Consider the following 16,546-nt stretch of genomic DNA (forward strand, 5'->3'; position numbering starts at 1 on the left):
GAATGGTTCTGGACAATCGCTGGGGTGCTGACTGCGTTCTTGGATGCGATCGCATCCAAGCTTCCAAGAGATACCGCCTTGGTTTCTGGGCTTTTTTGAGTTGGTTCATCATGCCAGAAAACCAGGCAAAGCCTTACTAGCAGTTTTACTTCAACCTCTTTTGGTATACATCTGGGGAATCCATCTTGAGCTAAAAGTACAAGGAATTCAGATGATTGCCCATTAATGTCACCAATCGTTGAGTAAAGGCAATGGAAAGAAACGATACTCCCTGGCTAGAGCAATCCGAGAAGCTGGTGAATATATGGGTTGAGACGGAGAAAATGTGGAAAAGCTGGTTCGATCTCATGAGGTCTGTTACAACTCCGGAAACACTCGTCAATGCTCGCGCAGAGGTCAAGGACGCCCAGCCGCTTTTGGACACTCAGGCGGTCTTTGGGCGTTTCCTGGAGAGATTGACCAGCTCCAGTAAGGACACAAATTTTTTGGTTGAATTGGGCAAGGATTGGCAACCCGTCTTCAACAATTACGCTGATTTGTGGCAAATCTACGAAAAGAATCTGCAAAACTTAGGTCAATTTTGGGCAGAACCACTAGAGATGGCGACTCAGGCAATGAGCGACGACAATGGAACATCGCCGTCCACCAATCCCTACTGGGACTATCAACAGACCTTTGGCAACTTTCTTTTAAGCCCAAGCCTGGGATATACCCGTGAGTTCAACAACAAACTGCTGAAAAGCTTTGATGCCTGGACAAATTTCTATAAAGCAAGCTTTGACTATCAGTTAGTACTGATCGATGTCTGGGTAAAAGCTTTTGAGCATCTGGTGCGATTGGCATCTTCCCAGGAAAAAGGCGAAACGCTTCAGAACTGGCGGCAGTTTCAGCAAGTCTGGAGTAAGGTATTTGACCAAGCATTCGCACAGACGTTCCGTTCAGAAAATGCCCTTCAGATCCAGGGTAAGTTCTTGAATGCAGCCATGACCTACAGGCTCCACCAGCAACAGCTAATGGAAGTGTTTCTGAAGATGAATGACTTGCCAACTCGCAGCGAAGTCGATGAGATGCACCACAGCATCTACGAACTGCGGAAGGAAATTAAAAGCCTGAAAAAAGCTTTAGCACAATCCCAACGCCGCGAAGTGTCTTGAGGATGCAATGCACGAGTTTACCGAGCTAACCGAAAAACTGTTTAAGGGTGCCCATAACTTAAGTCACCTGCGCGAGGAGGACATTCAGATTGGGGTGACACCCAAGGAGGAGGTTTACCGCGAAGATAAGGTGGTGCTGTACCGCTTCACTCCTAAGGTAGAGTCTTCGCTGAGCATCCCTATCCTGATTGTTTACGCTCTCGTTAACCGTCCCTACATCGTCGATTTACAAGAAGGGCGATCGCTTGTTGCCAATTTGCTCAAACTTGGCATGGATGTTTATCTGATTGACTGGGGCTATCCGAGTCGAGGCGATCGCTTTTTGACCCTTGACGACTACATCAATGGTTATATCAATAACTGTGTGGACGTAGTACGCGATCGCTACAATCTAGAGCAAATCAACCTGTTAGGAATTTGTCAGGGAGGCGCTTTCAGTCTCTGCTACAGTTCCATTTACCCAGAGAAGGTGAAAAACCTAATTACTATGGTCACTCCAGTGGATTTTAACACCAATGAGGGACTGCTCAATGTTTGGGGTGGAAGCACTCTGGGGTCACAAGCTCTGGATGTGGATTTAATGGTAGATACTCTGGGGAACATCCCTGGCGACTTCATGAACTTAGAGTTTTTGATGCTAAAGCCCTTTCAGTTAGGAATTCAGAAGTATATTGACTTTCTGGATACTATCGATGAGGACAAGTTGCTCAACTTTCTCCGCATGGAAAAGTGGATTTTTGATAGTCCTGACCAAGCTGGAGAAGCTTATCGACAGTTTATGAAGGATTTCTACCAGGGAAACAAACTCATCAAAGGCGAGATCGAGATAGGCAAGAAACGAGTAAATCTGGAGAATATCCGCATCCCAATTTTGAACATATACGCCGAGCAAGATCATCTAGTTCCCTCGGCATCTTCCTTGGCTCTTGAGAAGTATATAGGGAGCGAAGACTATACCGTGCGTTCCTTTCCAGTCGGGCATATCGGGATGTATGTGAGCAGTAAGGTGCAGCGAGACCTTCCTCCCACGATTGTTGATTGGCTGAAGGCGCGAGTTTAGAACAGTTGGCATCTAGCAATTCTCTATTGGATGCAGTAAGGTTTAACCCCACCTCTGCCTCTCCCCGCGAACGGAGAGGGGTTCAATATTCTCCCCTCTCCGTAAACGGAGAGGGGATGGGGGTGAGGTTCCGAGTGTATATTGCACTAAGAGTGAGAACCGCTATATATAAGCTTTGCGGAGCGCTTTTCGGAAGGCTTTGCTAACGCTTTACAGCAGCTGGCGATCGCGCGATCGCAACCCTCCACACCCCCACCTCTTAGGTCTGTGCCGCCTATACCGCAAGCGGTATAGGCGGCACAGAATTTTAATTCGCTAGCATATATGAGCCAGGTTTTCAGTTCCTGGTCAATTAACACCTCAAGACATTCGGACTAGGGTCTAAATACTTCTCCCGATGCCGTCAGTTGTTTCTTGCAACGGCTCAACCCTAGGAGATTCTTAATACCCGATGTCCGAAGCCTCACCCAAGCCAGTCAATCAACTGCTAGCTGCTCTGCCAGATGCTGAGTACCAAGGCCTTGTTCCCAATCTAGAGCACGTCCCGCTCTCTTTTAAACAAGTCCTTTACGAGGTTGGTGAACCAATTAAATACGTCTATTTCCCCGATCGGGCAATCGTTTCTTCCCTCACCACGATGGCAGATGGCTCGATGGTCGAAGTTGCTTTAGTGGGAAATGACGGAGTGGTCGGTCTCCCCGCCGCTTTGGGAGATAACATCGCCACTACAATCGCAATGGTGCAGGTACCAGACTCTGCCATGAGGATGAAGGCAAGCGTGCTGAAAACCGAGTTTCAGCGGGGTGGTTCACTGCAAAGTCTGTTACTGCGCTACATGCAGGCGCTGCACGCCTTCGTTTCCCAAAATGCTGCCTGCAATCGCCTCCATTATCTGGAGGGGAGACTGGCTCGTTGGCTGCTGCTCGTCTGTGACCGTGTAGAGTCAAAGGAGTTGCCCATGACTCATGAATTTATGAGCCAGATGCTGGGTGTACGACGTGCGGGTGTCACGGAGGTGGCTAACGCTCTTCAACAGGCAGAACTGATTCGCTACACTCGTGGCAAAGTTACCATCCTGAATCGGGAAGAATTGGAAGCCGTTTCGTGTGAGTGTTATCAAATTATCCAGGGCGAGTACGTTAGGTTGCTAGGCACTAAGAACGGTTGAGAGTTGTTGTTAGAGGAAGAAGCGATCGCTTCTCTCTAGCTGCTCGCGCAGCTCAATATTGATGAAAGTTGATGAAAGCCGTTATCTCGCAACCTGTCTAGGCTAGATGAGCTTACTGGTGTTAGACACTGACACCGCCAGTACCGCTAACCCTACAGCTCCCAGTACAGCGATCGCATCCCACCTTGCGGTTAGATGAGTTTCCAGCCCAGTGGAGTAACTGTTCGCCCGTGAGTTCTTGGTGACATCTCCTGCACCAACCTGAGTACAGGTATGGTGTAGGCTTCGCAACCAATCCGGCTATTGCTTTCACTAAATCGTCCCCTTGCTCAAAAGATTTAGCTAATCAACATCAGTTCTGTTCGCTTTACGGGCGATCGGGTTGCTGTCAATACATCCTCAGCGGAATCAACCAGTACGAATTGCAGTTCGCGCCGCACATCTTCCGTTAACTCAAGTTAACGCTATAGCAAATTATCGATTTCTAACTTTATCTTTAGGATGATTTATCTAATGATTTATAGATAAGTTATAGAGAACCAAACGTGAGAATTATCACATTTTATAAAAAACAGTTTCCCTCGCTTTTGTATTTTGAATAACACATTAATTTAATATTTCACTTAGTTGGAAGATAGGTTGATATGGCGATCGCTCTTACTCAGTGCATACCATTAGCTAGAGGATAAAAAATGAATCGCAGCTTAAGATGTCTGATAACACAGGGAATTTCATCAAGGAACGATGGGCTTATTACTAATAGACATGGATGGCACGCTCCGCGAACCACTCAGCGGACACCAATACTTCCAACATCCCAAAGATCAACGCATTATTGAAGGTGCTGATATTGCCATTCGCGCCCACAAAGATGATTGGATTATTGTTGGCATCACCAACCAAGGTGGAGTTGCCGCAGGTCATAAGTCTATGCAACGGTGCATCCAGGAACAGCAATACACGCTTGAGTTATTCCCTGAGTTGAGAGAAATTTACTTTTGCCCAGACTTTGAGGGTAAAAAATGTTTCCGCGTCACTCATCACAATGTTCATAACCACAGCCAAACCAAGTGGTCTGGACAGTACCGCAAACCGCAATCGGGTATGTTGCAGCTAGCAATGGTCAGACACAAACATACTCCGCAAAATTCGCTCTATGTAGGAGATCGCCCCGAAGACGAACAAGCTGCCCAACGAATAGGTGTACCCTTTCAATGGGCATGGGACTGGATCGCACAACATCAAGAAGCGATCGCTCCCAACCTGACAGAAGCACAGTAACAAGAGAGGATACTCATGGAACGAGAGATTACAGATAGCGACGGCATTACCTGGACGTGCATTCAAGCCTATTCTGGGCTTGACAACAACGCAGAAAACCGGGATGCGGCGCAGGTTAAAGGGCAGGAGGATACCTACTGGGTCGTTTGTACGCCCAGTGGTGGCGCGAAGTCGGTGCGGCTCAAACTTCAGGGTGAATGGGAAAAATCCTACTCTGACGAGATGTTGCTCGATGAAATTCAAGCACAGCAGGAGGTATGATCGCAGCAAAATTCGCTGTATGTAAGCGATCGCCCCAAAGATGAACAAGCTGCCCAACGAGTAGGTGTACCCTTTCAATGGGCATGGGACTGGACCTGTGCAACATCAAACTCTAGTCTTAAGTATTCTCTTGGCAGCATCGATACCTGATAAAGCAGCACCTTCCATAAAACCTTGCCACTCGTAAAAAGAGTTAGCGTGTTCGCCAGCAAAGTAAATATTTTTAAACGGTTTACCTTCATTACCTGCAATTGTTGTGAAATAACCGGGGTGATTGCAGGTGTAACTGCCCTGGAATAGGGGGTTAGAAGGCCAGTGTTCTAGATGCACTAAAAAATTATTGCCGTTGCGTGTGGCTGCCTTTAAAGTGCCAGGAAAAACGCGGTTGAGGTCATTGAGAAAAGACCCGGTTTCCTGCTGAACTTGATTAGGATTAATGTTTTTGCCTCGATTTCCACCAGAGTAGTCGGTCAGCACTGCTCTATTATTAGTTGCATTTTGTGGGTTTGTTTCCCAAGTGTTTTGATGATTTGATAAATCTGAATAGGATGAGCCGTCACTGCCAAGAGCAACCCAAGGGCGACTATTAAAGCCAACCATCATCTTAGCATTGGTTCCATAGCGCAAATTATTAATCGCAAATAGTTTCTCGGCAGGCAGTTGAAGACCTTTTAAATCAACTTGGCGCAAAGTTGAGAAGGGAATCGCAAAGACAACTGCATCATATTTGGCAGATGAGGCATCATTAAATGTTAATTCTACTTTGCCTGCACTATCAAAGCGGACTCCTACTAACTGCTTGTTATAGTTAATTTGTCCTTGCAGTCGGCTACGCAGACCTTCAACAATTTGCTGGTTGCCGTTAATGACGTGATAGCGCTCATCGCTGAAGACACCAAAGGGTGTAAACTTCGATCGCTTGTCGGCGTGAATGAAAAAGAGAAAACTGAGGCTACTTTGCTGGTCAATTTCTAAACCGTACTCGGCAATATAAGCAGCTTTGATAACACCTTTGATTAGGTTTCCGGCATTACGGCTATCTAGATAGTCTCGCAGACTGAGCAAGTCGAGCTTTTTGTCAGCATCAGTATAATTGTCGGCGGTGGGCTGTGCAGAAAGCGATCGCAAGTCGGTACGCATAGCGGCAACAAAATTGCGGAATTCATCCACAACTGCTGACTCTGAATAGCGCTGACCGTTGAAATAGTAAAAAACTTCTCCTGGTTGTTTTGATAAATCTTCTGTCTTGAGGTTAAACTCCCGTACGTATCCCAGCATTGTCTTGTGCAAGTTGTCAATAAACTCGCCGCCTCTTTCCACAACCTGACCGGGAAAATTAACATTCCCAGCAAAATCGCCTCCCAGAGAATAACAGCGACCGCCACTTCTATTGCTTGCTTCAAATACGGTAGCGTTAATCCCGTTTTTCTTCAGTTCGTACCCGCAAGCAAGTCCGGCTAAACCAGCCCCCACAATTCCAACTTTTACATCTGCTGGTACAGGAGCTGCGAGGGTACGGTGAAGCAATCCTGAGCCTACTCCTATTGTCGCGCCGATCGCACTCAGCTTGCCCATATCAGTAAGAAATTCGCGCCGATTCGTGCGCCGTACCGCCATCAATGCCTCTAGAGATGCAATTCGCTCAATTCCCTCGTTGGTGGAGATATTTTGCTCTTGGCAATAGCGAGCAATGCGGATAGCACGTGCTAAGTTGTCGAAGAGTGGGGAACGACTCATGATAGCTTTTTCTCCTCACGCAGAGATTAATAAACGTCCTGTGCAACTTTATACTCAGAACCCTCGTTGTTATCGGGGGCTTTCTTAAAGTTACACGTTGCGCGATCGTCAGTTGAGTGATTCAAGGATGTAAAGCTATCTCTTGCATTGATACTGAAACGAGCGCAAAAAAAGTAGTCCCACAAGGACTACTTTTGCATTACAGAATCAGAGCCAAGGAGGGCAGATGAAATAATTTCCAGCCGTAAGCATTAGAACACTGTCTCTACTTCGAGAAGGTATTCTGGTTACGCGCTAGGTTGAGCATTCGATGAATTTGGCATAGCGATTTCTGCTGACTTCATAAATCCGAAGTAGAAAGCGATCGCAGCAGTTAGAGCATTGAGCCAGATATTATTTCCAAAAAGTGGTGTAAGCCCAAACAGCGTATTTGCAAAGGGCAGCAATCCTAAAATAGCACCTGCTGCATAAAGGATAGCGAAGATGCGATTGAACACAATTGCTCCGCTTAAGCTAGTAAATGCCGCAATTCCCCAAACACCCACTAAAACGCCAATTGCATTATGAAAATAGTTGGTGGGGAATACCCCGAATATATAGCCGAAACCTGGTTCGGAGGTAAAGTTCTCAGAAAGAGTGACAAAACCAGGCATAAATCCAGCTAAGCCAAGTGACAAGAAAAGGAGACCTAGGATGAGAGCAGCGTAACGAATTGAAGAAACTGAAGATGTTGATGTTTGCGATGTTGATGTTTGCATGGCAGTATTTTGGTTTTTTAAAATTTTGGGTGTGGGCTAAACAAGTGTTTTGCTGCTGTTGGAGAAATACAGACAGCTTCTAACTGACCATTCAACTTCTAGCGAACCAGGTGGAGTACATCCCGAAGAACGCTATAACCAGCCATATCCCAAAGAAGATAGGCAACAAAACCCAGCATTGCTAGGCGACCGTTCCATAGCTCTTGCTGTGGGTTCCAGCCAAAAATCCAGGCATTGCGATCGGAACCGTTATATGCTGGAGCGACCGTAGGGGTTTTAGCAGTATTGATGGTTGAGTTTTTCATAGTGAATCGTTCTCAATGACGTTGTTTTGATTTCATGCTATCGAGTAGATTTGCTAGTATTGTCTACCGTTAGGATTGCATTCTACCTATATCTAAAGATTCGATTTGTAACGTTCAACTGTTAATATCGGCACAAGAAAAAGCATCCTTATTTACTGATAAAATTTGGAAGAAAAGCCCGAACTTTTATTCCGGATGGTTGACTTCAGGATCGATCGGAAGTTGAATTGGGTCAGTATCGGGTAGCGTTCCTTGAGCATCGCTACCAGGTACGTCGGGATTGTTGTGAAGATTAACGCGACCTTTTTCCGACTGCTCGCCATCTGCCGCATAAGAGCCTGCAATCGTTGCAGCTCCAGCAGTTTTGGCATCGCCTGTGGTCCTGGTTGTGGATGAGAAATTAGAAGCAATGGGATGCGCGATCGCTTCTCCCTCTGGGTTTGTGCTGACTCCGGCTGCAATGTTTGCATCTAAAACAGCACTTCCACCTGCATCGGAGAATGCAAAAACTTGAGCCTGTTGAGATGCGCCAACTTCTTGATTTGGCTCACTTGCTAGATTCGGCATGGATGCATTACTCTTTTCTAATTTCTCGGTGAATCTCTTAGAACAATTACTGTGGTATCAACCTCTCCCCTCCCACTAGCTTCACTCGCGATCGCCATCAGCCACAACTAGGGCGAAATACACAAGCCAGAAGCAGCATTTCAGAGAGAGCAACTAGCACTTCAGTTCGTTGTATAGAGCGGCGAAACTCAACAGACAAACTTTGAGTTGGGTTTCTTCCCTCAACCCAACCTACAAAGTTAGCTGAGATCGCATACGTGTTTGGTTTTGCGATCGCTAAATCTAGCTCTCAACCCAGAATCCTTGGAGCAGCGGAATAGAACCGAGCCGAGCAGTTCATTTTCATCAAAGACTTGCCTAATTTTCAGGAATCTTTAATCTTTTTAACGAGAATCAGTTCCTTGATTCGGAGCGCCTACCACCTTAGGAGAAGCTCCTGGAGCTTCAGGTTCCGCACCGGGACTGGTTTCAGAATCGGCTTGTTGACTCGTCATACGATATCTCTCATCAAGCGGAGTGTCCCCCTCTTCTGTGGTTGGTACAGTTGTTTCGCTTCCAGGATTATTTTGAGGGTCATATTTAACCTCATCTTGCCGATTGTCTTGAGGATTTTCTATTGTCATAAACTGCACCTTATAAATCGGGCTATTCTACTAGGATATTCTTTAGTTTCTTAAAGGTTTTCTATCTCCGGTTAGGACTGCCTCTATGACTAATTTAATAGGAGATATTACTGGGTAATTAGCCAAAAAGTATGATAGAGCACAATTAGAGTTAACATTTGCTATTTATTTGAGCGAGAAGCAAGACTTGCCATCAAGCAAATTGTGATTCTTATAGGAAGGTGTGTAAAATAGCTGCTTTGATGAAAGTCGATCTAAAAGCTATCATTTGCAATGGACGGTTGTAGAGATTGTCATCGATCCTCAAGCGTTGCGATTACAACTGTTTACCCCATTTCGCCGACGTTGGGTACACCTACCCCTGTCCGATGTTCTTCGTATCGAACTGTTCGATGAGAGGTATGTGGTGCTATTGCGCTATCAACACGAGCGGTTGTGTATCATCCGTACCCGTTATCAAGACTATATGATTGGCTCCAGATTACGGCTCGTTGAACAGGAGTGGCTAGTCACAAAATTGTCTGCATTACTGAAACAGATGTAGGGTTGCGATCTTGAGAAATAGCAATAAACTTGCGATCGCGTCTTCGATCACGTTGGCATCAATTGCTGAATGCGCTGTGGTTCCTCTCCAAGCCAATCTAGATTTTGGGCAGTGCTGTCGAAAATTGATGAAGTTTTGAATGGCTCAAACTCGCCCCGTGATGCGGCTTCTGCTGTTTTTGCTAACAGCGATCGCACCTGCTCGTCATTCATTGGCTGAAATGTCCGCATCGCTTCAAACGCCTGATCGAGAATCTCCATGCTGTCAATTCCCGTAATCACAACCGATGTGGGTAGATTCAGGGCATAGTGCAGACATTCAATTGGCGTTACCGTATTTGACCGTAACAGAATCCCGTTTGCCATACTTTTCATCCCCAGAATGCCGATGTCCTGTTTAACCAGTTCTGGCACAACCAACTTCGCAAAGCTTCGGTAGTGGGCATCCATCACATTCAGCGGCAACTGAGCCGCATCAAACTTAAACCCGTTACTGGCTGCAATTTCCAGCATATGCAGATGAATCTGGGGGTCTTTGTGCCCGGTGAAGCCAATATAGCGGACTTTGCCAGCTTCCCTCGCCTCAATCAAGGCGGCATTTGCCCCTTCTGGATCGAACACTCGATGCGGGTCTTCGTAGCGGAGGATTTCGTGGTGCTGGACGAGATCGATGCAATCAACTTGCAGGCGTTGTAGTGATTCGTCTAGCTGTCTTGTGGCTTCTTTTTTGGAGCGACCGTCAATTTTCGTCATCAGGAAAACTTTGTCTCGGTAGCCATCGCGCAACGCTTTACCCATGCGAATCTCGCTGACTCCACCGTTGTAATCCCAACTGTTATCCATAAAAGTGATGCCACGGTCGATCGCAGTGCGAACAATCCGGATACCCAGTTGCTCATCAACATACTTCAATCCGATGTGCCAGCCACCGAGTCCGATTGCAGAAACGCGCTCTCCTGTACTGCCGAGAGTTCGGTATAGCATTTCTGAGTTTGGTGTACTTTCTGACATCTGTTCTCCTTGGCTGTCACCGATTGCTTAAATGCATATAGCTATGAGCAAATTCAAACGCAAGGAACCGTTCGCAACATCTTGCTAGAGGCACACGAGAGCTGGATCTTGTAATAGCGCTGTTAGCCCTGTACGCTAAATGACTCATGGAATGAGACAACTCCAGTGGGTATCGGTGCGCCGAACGAAATCGCTTGGAAGTATTCAGGTGGGACATCGGGTAGAACAAGATTTGGCTGGCTCGTGAAACCAAAACGGTTGTAGTATTTTGGTTCGCCAAGCAATACACATCCACCTGCACCAAGTTCGCGTAGCGTAGCCAACGCCTGCTTCATAAGCTGTGAGCCAATTCCAATGCCTTGATGTTCCGGCGCTACAGAGATCGGGCCGAGTCCATACCAACCCTGACTCCCATCGGAAATGGAAACCGGGGATACAGCAACATGACCAACGATTTGTCCATTCACTTCGGCAACGAGAGAAACTGTCAAGTTCCCTGAGTTACGCAAGGCATCAACAATCAACTGCTCAGTGTGGCTAGTATGGGGAGCATTGAGAAATGCGGCAGTTGTCAATGCTTTGATGTCCGCCACATCAGAAGTAACTTCTTTTCGGATTGTTAGATTCATTGCTGCCTCTTTCTGGTTTGGATATCTTGCCTTGCTCCACTCAGCGCTCCTGCGATCGCTTTTGCGGGACGTTTCTTTTCATTTTCAAAGAAGATTCGCCAGAGATTGCCAGCTTGGGTCTAGTCACCCCAATCGTGAGATTCATAGCTTTTGGCAATGTAGTTGTCAAAAGCTAGTCCAGTCAAGGCGAAATCCCCGACTTTTTAGAAAAGCCGGGGATCTAAACTGCTGGGGATTGCTTGTAACTCATTCGTAATCCACGCTCATCCTGTCGGATCGTCGCTGACTTTAACAATCAGCTTGCCAAAGTTTTTCCCTTGCAGTAAACCGATGAAGGCGTGGGGCGCGTTTTCCAACCCCTCTACAACGTCTTCTTTATACTTGAGCTGGCCTTCCTGCAACCACTGAGAAACATCGTTAACGAACTCTGCCTGACGCTGTAGGTAATCACCAATAAGAAAACCTTTAATTAAAGCGCGTTTAACCAAAAGTGGCATCAAATTAGGGCCAGGCGGAGGATTTTCTGCGTTGTACTGCGAGATTAAACCAACCAGTGGGATTCTTGCCCCAAGATTAATCTGCTGCAACACGGCTTCTAAAATTGGCCCCGCCGTATTGTCAAAGTAAACATCAATTCCGTTAGGACAAGCCGCTTTCAGTGCAGAACTTAGGTCTTGAGTTTTGCGGTTAATGCAGGCATCAAACCCTAATTCTTTCACGACGTAATCGCATTTCGCCTCACTCCCAGCCACCCCGACGACCCGACAGCCTTTGAGTTTAGCAATTTGACCGACTACAGAACCGACTGCACCAGAGGCAGCAGAAACGACAACCGTTTCGCCCGCTTGGGGTTGCCCAATATCCAGCAGCGCAAAATATGCGGTCATTCCGGGCATCCCCGTTATGCCCAATGCATAAGAGATAGGTGCTTGATTGGGGTCAAGCTTACGCAACATTTCGCCTTTTGATACGCCATAGGCTTGCCAGCCGTCATAACCCAGCACAAAATCTCCGGCTGAGAATTGGGGATGATTCGATTTCACCACTTGGCTGACTATGCCGCCAACCATCACGGAACCCAATTCTGCTGCTTCCCCAACTGGGCGGCTTTTGAGTAAGATTTGTTGGTTAGTTGAATTAGGCATTGATGATTCCTATTTTTTCCAATGCGTTGAGCATCGATTAGTGCTGTACCAAGCTGGACAATCATCCCAACAAGCCTACTACCGATTGCAGTTGATGATCGCTAGCTCAACATCTTTCATCAGACATAATTGGACTTGAGTTAGACAAGTGGTGTCACGCTTGCTCAAACCCACCACGATGAATTCTGAAAACTTGCTTAGGGTAAAAGGTTAAAGGGGTAGGGGAAAAGGAAATTCTATAACCTTTACCCTTTAACCCTTTTCCCTTCGTCCTTTGACGTAAAACGATAAGCCGATCTTGCAATTGTTGCTGTAAGACAACCTGGTAGAGAAAATCCAAGAGATAAGCTAGTAAGGAAGTGTCTAATAACTTGTTAGATAGCTAACCGCAACTGTCTAACTTTACTCTCCACGAGAGATATTGGTTCAACTACTTCACCCTTGGCAAGACAATCTCGCACAACCTCAGCAACAACTTGCGCCAAATCACAAGGAACAGCATTCCCAATCTGTCTGTAGACCGAACTTTGCCCACCCATAAACTTGTAATTGTGTGGAAACGTCTGCAACCTTAATGCCTCATCAACTGTCAAACGCCTAAGTCTCTTGGGTGCTGCATCAAAAGGTAATGGCTCGCCTCCTTTCATTAAGTGAGCGTGATACCACTCAACCCAACTATCTTCACCAAAGTAGCAATGCTCCTCATCAATAATTGGTGTTTTATTTCCACCCATAGAAGCATGGAGAGCGCATGAGTAGCTATCAGGGTTTAACGGTCTTCCCTGACCATTGAACAACATCCCTGCATAGGGAGAACGTCGCATAACTGGTTTAGCAGCGATAGTAACTTTCGCATTGCATATCCGCTTGTTACTCTCGGAACCTGCTACGCCTAGAGGTAAAACAATATCTCGAACCGTTGGAGCCTGCTTTTTACGTGATAAAAACTGAGTTTCTAAATTGCTAACGTCTTTAATGTCACGAAAGCCAATCAAAAACATCCGCTCACGGGACTGTGGAACACCGAAGTCAGATGAATTCAGTACAACTAATCTGTATCTATATCCCAACTGACTAGAAATGTGGAAGAGTTTTTGACGAACTTCAGACCATTTGTCAAGGGTTGCTAATGCTTTTACATTTTCGCATATAAAGGCGCGAGGCTTGGTTAACTCAACCACCTTCATGAATATCCATAGCAACTGACTGCGTGGGTCATCGGGATTCATCTTTCCAGCTACAGAAAAGCCCTGACAAGGTGGACCACCAAAAACAATATCTATCCCCTCAAAGATATGCATATCAGCCAGGAATTGGTGGATATCACCGCACTTGATTATTATTCCTGGGTGGTTTGCCTTGTAAGTTAGGCAAGCATTTTTGTCAATGTCACTAGCACAAACAACATTGAACCCTGCTCGGATGAATCCAACATCCATCCCCCCTGCGCCAGAGAAGAGTGAGAGTCCCGATAACATCGTTGTGTTTTTCATGTATGCGATTTTGGCATATCCGGCTTTCCAGATCAATATCTGAATTATGGAAAGTCAAAAGCAATCTGTGTCAAGCATTCACGATCCTGAATACCACAGAATCATTGATGCGCTTATTCACTTAAGAGAACAAGCAAAAATCTCTCAGAAAGCTATTGCTCAGGCAATAGGTCTGACGCAGCCTGACATTTCCAAGATAGAACGCCGGGAACGTCGGATTGACATTCTCGAAGCATTACGCTGGGTTCGGGCTACAGGCGCTAACCCTGCCGAGTTTTTTACACAATTTGGCAAGCCAGAGAGTTGAGCATGAGTTCTTCTAAGCCAACCGTAGATCCCAAAGCAGCCGAGCAACTTCTCCGAGAAGCCATTGCGATCACCCAAGATGACTCCAGCCAACTTCCAGTTACCCAGTGGAATACGGAGATAAGGACAATCATCCAAGGTAAACATCTGACGTTCAGATATATTCTTGTTACAGCTCTTTTAGGAAAAGCAACTAACCCAGGTATCAATGCTCTTTCTCTTCAAGCAGGAGCTAACCTTGGTGGCGCTTATGATGCCCGAAGCTTATGTCATGGTGTTGTCGTGCCACTTGAACGTCAATTACTTAATCGTTCTCTAGGAGGTTCAAATGAGCCATTCCTCAATAAGCCAGCTCGCTTTCCAACAATATCTCCATCAAATGCTGTAAGGGCTGGCAGTGATAGAGAGCTTTTGCTCATACTACACAAGGTATTATCTGAGATAGAAACCGCAGAGCAAGCTTTCAATGCCCTCTGTGTTGCTGTGAGATATGCAGTTGAAAGACAAACGGCTTTAAGTGAGCTTCTTCCAGAGATTTCAACTTCAGTAGGCTCCCACTTAAAAATCATTGAATTCGTTGAGGAGTTTATTACTAGATCGATTGAAGGACAAGTAGCTGCAATCATAACTGGAACGAGCTTATCTGTATACTTCGACCAGTTCGTAGGCTTTGAAGTTGTTGTTCATCCAGTCAATCAGAGCGGTGCTTCCTCTAAGGAAGTAGCAGATATAGACATCAAGAGGGCAGGTAAAGTTTTTGTAGCGATTGAGGTAAAAGATAAACAATTTAGTCTGCAAGATGTAGATCATGCTGCTTTCAAAGCTAGTCAATATGGTTTAACTTCAATCACGTTTGTAATGGGAAGAAGTGGGCAATGTACTAATCCATCGCTCAATCAGGTAGCAAAGGCTGTTTTGTCCACAAGACGAGTCGATGTAGTTTTTATAGAGCTTGTGCCCTTTGTCAAGTCTATACTCGCATTATGCCCAGAAATTTCTTTTTCTGCATTTTTAGCAAAGCTTCAATATTATGCAATTAGCGCACGAGTTAAGGATGAAGTTTTTGAACACATAGAGCGTGTTTTTCAATCTATCCAAGCTCCGCAACAGTAATTAGCCCGTGTTTCTAGATCATTTTCCTAATGTTAGCCGTGAGCAGGCGATCGCACTCCTTGAATTGGCAAAGGTTAAGTGAAAGATTATAACCACGCTCGAATCAAATAAACAAGTTGTATTGAAGTACGTTAAGGCATTCAATCAGAACAGGCTCACCCACCCAAAGGAGAAGCACGACAGAAGGCTTACGAATGCAAAATCCTTTTAGTTCTATATAAGGATAGAGGCACAATGAACTTCATCTAATACTGTTGATGGTGACGATCGCAAAAACAAGCAGTAAAAGCGATGCAGAAGCTGGCAGTATTCGGTGGAACAAGGATTATTGGATGCAGCATTATCGCTATCCGACCCAGAAAGTGCTTCCATTAGGCAAATAACCAATAGCAGCTAATGGGATGGGCGCATGTCTTCTCAATCTCAACGATCGCTGAACTGGCTGTTGCAGCAGTTTCAACTCAAATCAGGTAAGCCCGATATTGCTGCCAGTTTGCAGACCCTTGTATTGGTTTTGGTTCCAATTGGGGTTGGAGTGCTGATGGGTCATCCGGCTGCTAGCGCGATCGCAGTTATAGGAGCCTGGTCGGTGGCGCTGGTAAACGTCGAGGGAGCGTATCGCCAGCAGGCAACAGCCAAGATTGCGGCAGCGATCAGCATTACAGCGATGCTATTCCTTGCCAATCTAGATGATGGCACCCTTTGGCTATCGGCTCTAACGATGTTTCTAGTGATATTTATTGCAGGCTTTGTCAGTCTATTTGGGCAAGCGGTGTCATCCATCAGCCTGACTACCTCGATCGTGTTTATCGTCGCACTGCCACAGCAACACCGACACTGCAAGCCATTCGAGAACGCACTCCCATTTCCACAGAACTGGATCGAATTGCCCAAGAAATCACCAGTATTCATAGTGCGATCGCTCGGCTGCAAGCATGAATCTACTAATCTCAACCCAAACTGTTTAAGTTGACAACACCAAAGGTTTGACCAGAAATGACGAACCCTCCTTCGATCGCGAGGCATTCAAGCAGTTCGAGCGCAACGGATTCTCCAGGGTGGCTGAAGTAAAATGCTTGTACCAAAACGGAGGATTACTTGATTGGTTGTGTTGCAAAATTCATAAGCGATCGCGGAAGCTAGCCGTTAGGGTTTGCATGGGTGCGTGGCATTCAGTTTCTAATCTCACTCTTAGGAGGGGCAGCGATGTCTTCTATCGAGGACAACAAAATAATTGCTCGGCGCTGGTTTGAACTCATCAACGAACACAAGATTGAGGAACGTGAGTTCGGGATAAAAAAGGGCGGAGCAGATACGCTGAAAGTGCTGAGTTCTCAAGTATCTACCCGCCCATGCTTAGTTTAGAAGCTTTGTTTTGCCACGTCGATGATT

General features: G+C 46.0%; 22 protein-coding genes and 1 pseudogene. 11 read left to right on the plus strand and 12 right to left on the minus strand.

The features are described 5' to 3' along the window. Positions 1–43: 43 nt before the first annotated feature. Genes NC996_RS07145 through phaC form a run of 3 tightly spaced genes read left to right on the plus strand, consistent with a single transcriptional unit; the run spans position 44 to position 2,214 of the window. Entirely contained in the window at positions 44–226 is a 183-nt protein-coding gene (locus NC996_RS07145; protein ID WP_348259981.1) for a hypothetical protein, read from the plus strand. 25 nt (positions 227–251) lie between these two features. After that, positions 252–1,154, plus strand: coding sequence for a class III poly(R)-hydroxyalkanoic acid synthase subunit PhaE (phaE, locus tag NC996_RS07150; RefSeq protein WP_190689613.1), 903 nt, complete (start codon positions 252–254; stop codon positions 1,152–1,154). Positions 1,155–1,161: 7 nt separating this feature from the next. Further along, the gene (gene phaC, locus NC996_RS07155; RefSeq protein WP_190689616.1) at positions 1,162–2,214 is read left to right on the plus strand and encodes a class III poly(R)-hydroxyalkanoic acid synthase subunit PhaC; all 1,053 of its coding nucleotides are present in this window, start codon (positions 1,162–1,164) and stop codon (positions 2,212–2,214) included. A 146-nt stretch (positions 2,215–2,360) separates the two neighbouring features. On the opposite strand, the gene NC996_RS07160 is transcribed toward phaC, so the two are convergent. Beyond that, a complete protein-coding gene (locus NC996_RS07160) occupies positions 2,361–2,573 on the minus strand; it encodes a hypothetical protein (RefSeq protein ID WP_190678185.1) in 213 nt (70 codons plus the stop codon). A 92-nt stretch (positions 2,574–2,665) separates the two neighbouring features. Between NC996_RS07160 and NC996_RS07165 the strand changes: the two genes are divergently transcribed. Next, the gene (locus tag NC996_RS07165; protein ID WP_190436219.1) at positions 2,666–3,382 is read left to right on the plus strand and encodes a Crp/Fnr family transcriptional regulator; all 717 of its coding nucleotides are present in this window, start codon (positions 2,666–2,668) and stop codon (positions 3,380–3,382) included. Positions 3,383–3,484: 102 nt separating this feature from the next. Here NC996_RS07165 and NC996_RS07170 read toward each other — a convergent pair whose 3' ends face one another. Then, positions 3,485–3,673, minus strand: a complete 189-nt coding sequence (locus NC996_RS07170; RefSeq protein WP_190689618.1) for a hypothetical protein — start codon at positions 3,671–3,673, stop codon at positions 3,485–3,487. A gap of 453 nt (positions 3,674–4,126) precedes the next feature. Between NC996_RS07170 and NC996_RS07175 the strand changes: the two genes are divergently transcribed. Both NC996_RS07175 and NC996_RS07180 read left to right on the plus strand, forming a co-directional pair. Next, complete coding sequence (locus NC996_RS07175; protein ID WP_190689620.1) at positions 4,127–4,663, plus strand: HAD-IIIA family hydrolase; 537 nt, start codon at positions 4,127–4,129, stop codon at positions 4,661–4,663. Positions 4,664–4,678: 15 nt separating this feature from the next. Next, positions 4,679–4,924 (plus strand): hypothetical protein, encoded by a 246-nt coding sequence (locus NC996_RS07180; protein ID WP_190429206.1) that lies wholly within the window; start codon positions 4,679–4,681, stop codon positions 4,922–4,924. Positions 4,925–5,029: 105 nt separating this feature from the next. Here NC996_RS07180 and NC996_RS07185 read toward each other — a convergent pair whose 3' ends face one another. From NC996_RS07185 to NC996_RS07205, 5 genes are all read right to left on the minus strand, one after another. Continuing rightward, positions 5,030–6,661, minus strand: coding sequence for an NAD(P)/FAD-dependent oxidoreductase (locus tag NC996_RS07185; protein WP_190689621.1), 1,632 nt, complete (start codon positions 6,659–6,661; stop codon positions 5,030–5,032). A gap of 287 nt (positions 6,662–6,948) precedes the next feature. Next, positions 6,949–7,419, minus strand: a complete 471-nt coding sequence (locus NC996_RS07190; protein WP_190689623.1) for a DUF4383 domain-containing protein — start codon at positions 7,417–7,419, stop codon at positions 6,949–6,951. A gap of 98 nt (positions 7,420–7,517) precedes the next feature. Further along, positions 7,518–7,724, minus strand: coding sequence for a chlorophyll a/b-binding protein (locus NC996_RS07195; RefSeq protein ID WP_190413854.1), 207 nt, complete (start codon positions 7,722–7,724; stop codon positions 7,518–7,520). Between the two features lie 186 nt (positions 7,725–7,910). Then, positions 7,911–8,291 carry a hypothetical protein gene (locus NC996_RS07200; protein WP_190689626.1) on the minus strand — a complete coding sequence of 127 codons (381 nt, stop codon included), beginning with the start codon at positions 8,289–8,291 and terminating at the stop codon, positions 7,911–7,913. Positions 8,292–8,674: 383 nt separating this feature from the next. Continuing rightward, positions 8,675–8,914 carry a hypothetical protein gene (locus NC996_RS07205; protein WP_190413856.1) on the minus strand — a complete coding sequence of 80 codons (240 nt, stop codon included), beginning with the start codon at positions 8,912–8,914 and terminating at the stop codon, positions 8,675–8,677. A 268-nt stretch (positions 8,915–9,182) separates the two neighbouring features. On the opposite strand from NC996_RS07205, the gene NC996_RS07210 reads away from it, so the two are divergent. Then, positions 9,183–9,458 carry a hypothetical protein gene (locus tag NC996_RS07210; protein WP_190689629.1) on the plus strand — a complete coding sequence of 92 codons (276 nt, stop codon included), beginning with the start codon at positions 9,183–9,185 and terminating at the stop codon, positions 9,456–9,458. Positions 9,459–9,505: 47 nt separating this feature from the next. Here the strand turns inward: NC996_RS07210 and NC996_RS07215 are convergent, their stop codons facing one another. From NC996_RS07215 to NC996_RS07235, 5 genes and pseudogenes are all read right to left on the minus strand, one after another. Further along, complete coding sequence (locus tag NC996_RS07215; protein ID WP_190689631.1) at positions 9,506–10,468, minus strand: aldo/keto reductase; 963 nt, start codon at positions 10,466–10,468, stop codon at positions 9,506–9,508. A gap of 122 nt (positions 10,469–10,590) precedes the next feature. After that, the gene (locus NC996_RS07220) at positions 10,591–11,097 is read right to left on the minus strand and encodes an N-acetyltransferase (protein ID WP_190689635.1); all 507 of its coding nucleotides are present in this window, start codon (positions 11,095–11,097) and stop codon (positions 10,591–10,593) included. Further along, positions 11,094–11,204, minus strand: a pseudogene (locus tag NC996_RS07225) (hypothetical protein); the annotation flags it as partial. The gene NC996_RS07220 and the pseudogene NC996_RS07225, both read right to left, overlap by 4 nt. Before the next feature lie 156 nt (positions 11,205–11,360). After that, positions 11,361–12,242 carry an NADP-dependent oxidoreductase gene (locus NC996_RS07230; RefSeq protein WP_190689637.1) on the minus strand — a complete coding sequence of 294 codons (882 nt, stop codon included), beginning with the start codon at positions 12,240–12,242 and terminating at the stop codon, positions 11,361–11,363. 374 nt (positions 12,243–12,616) lie between these two features. Then, on the minus strand, positions 12,617–13,735 hold the full coding sequence (locus NC996_RS07235) for a DNA cytosine methyltransferase (protein ID WP_190689639.1): 1,119 nt from the start codon (positions 13,733–13,735) through the stop codon (positions 12,617–12,619). Positions 13,736–13,781: 46 nt separating this feature from the next. Between NC996_RS07235 and NC996_RS07240 the strand changes: the two genes are divergently transcribed. The 4 genes from NC996_RS07240 (at position 13,782) to NC996_RS07255 (ending at position 16,519) form a co-directional block, all read left to right on the plus strand. Continuing rightward, positions 13,782–14,042, plus strand: coding sequence for a helix-turn-helix transcriptional regulator (locus tag NC996_RS07240; protein WP_190689641.1), 261 nt, complete (start codon positions 13,782–13,784; stop codon positions 14,040–14,042). A gap of 2 nt (positions 14,043–14,044) precedes the next feature. Then, the gene (locus NC996_RS07245) at positions 14,045–15,154 is read left to right on the plus strand and encodes a restriction endonuclease, SacI family (RefSeq protein ID WP_190689643.1); all 1,110 of its coding nucleotides are present in this window, start codon (positions 14,045–14,047) and stop codon (positions 15,152–15,154) included. A 409-nt stretch (positions 15,155–15,563) separates the two neighbouring features. Beyond that, entirely contained in the window at positions 15,564–16,127 is a 564-nt protein-coding gene (locus NC996_RS07250) for a hypothetical protein (RefSeq protein ID WP_190689645.1), read from the plus strand. A 233-nt stretch (positions 16,128–16,360) separates the two neighbouring features. After that, positions 16,361–16,519 (plus strand): hypothetical protein, encoded by a 159-nt coding sequence (locus NC996_RS07255; RefSeq protein WP_190689648.1) that lies wholly within the window; start codon positions 16,361–16,363, stop codon positions 16,517–16,519. The last annotated feature ends 27 nt before the right edge of the window (positions 16,520–16,546 follow it).

This window comes from Trichocoleus sp. ST-U2, assembly GCF_039961875.1.
Lineage (GTDB): Bacteria > Cyanobacteriota > Cyanobacteriia > Cyanobacteriales > FACHB-T130 > FACHB-T130.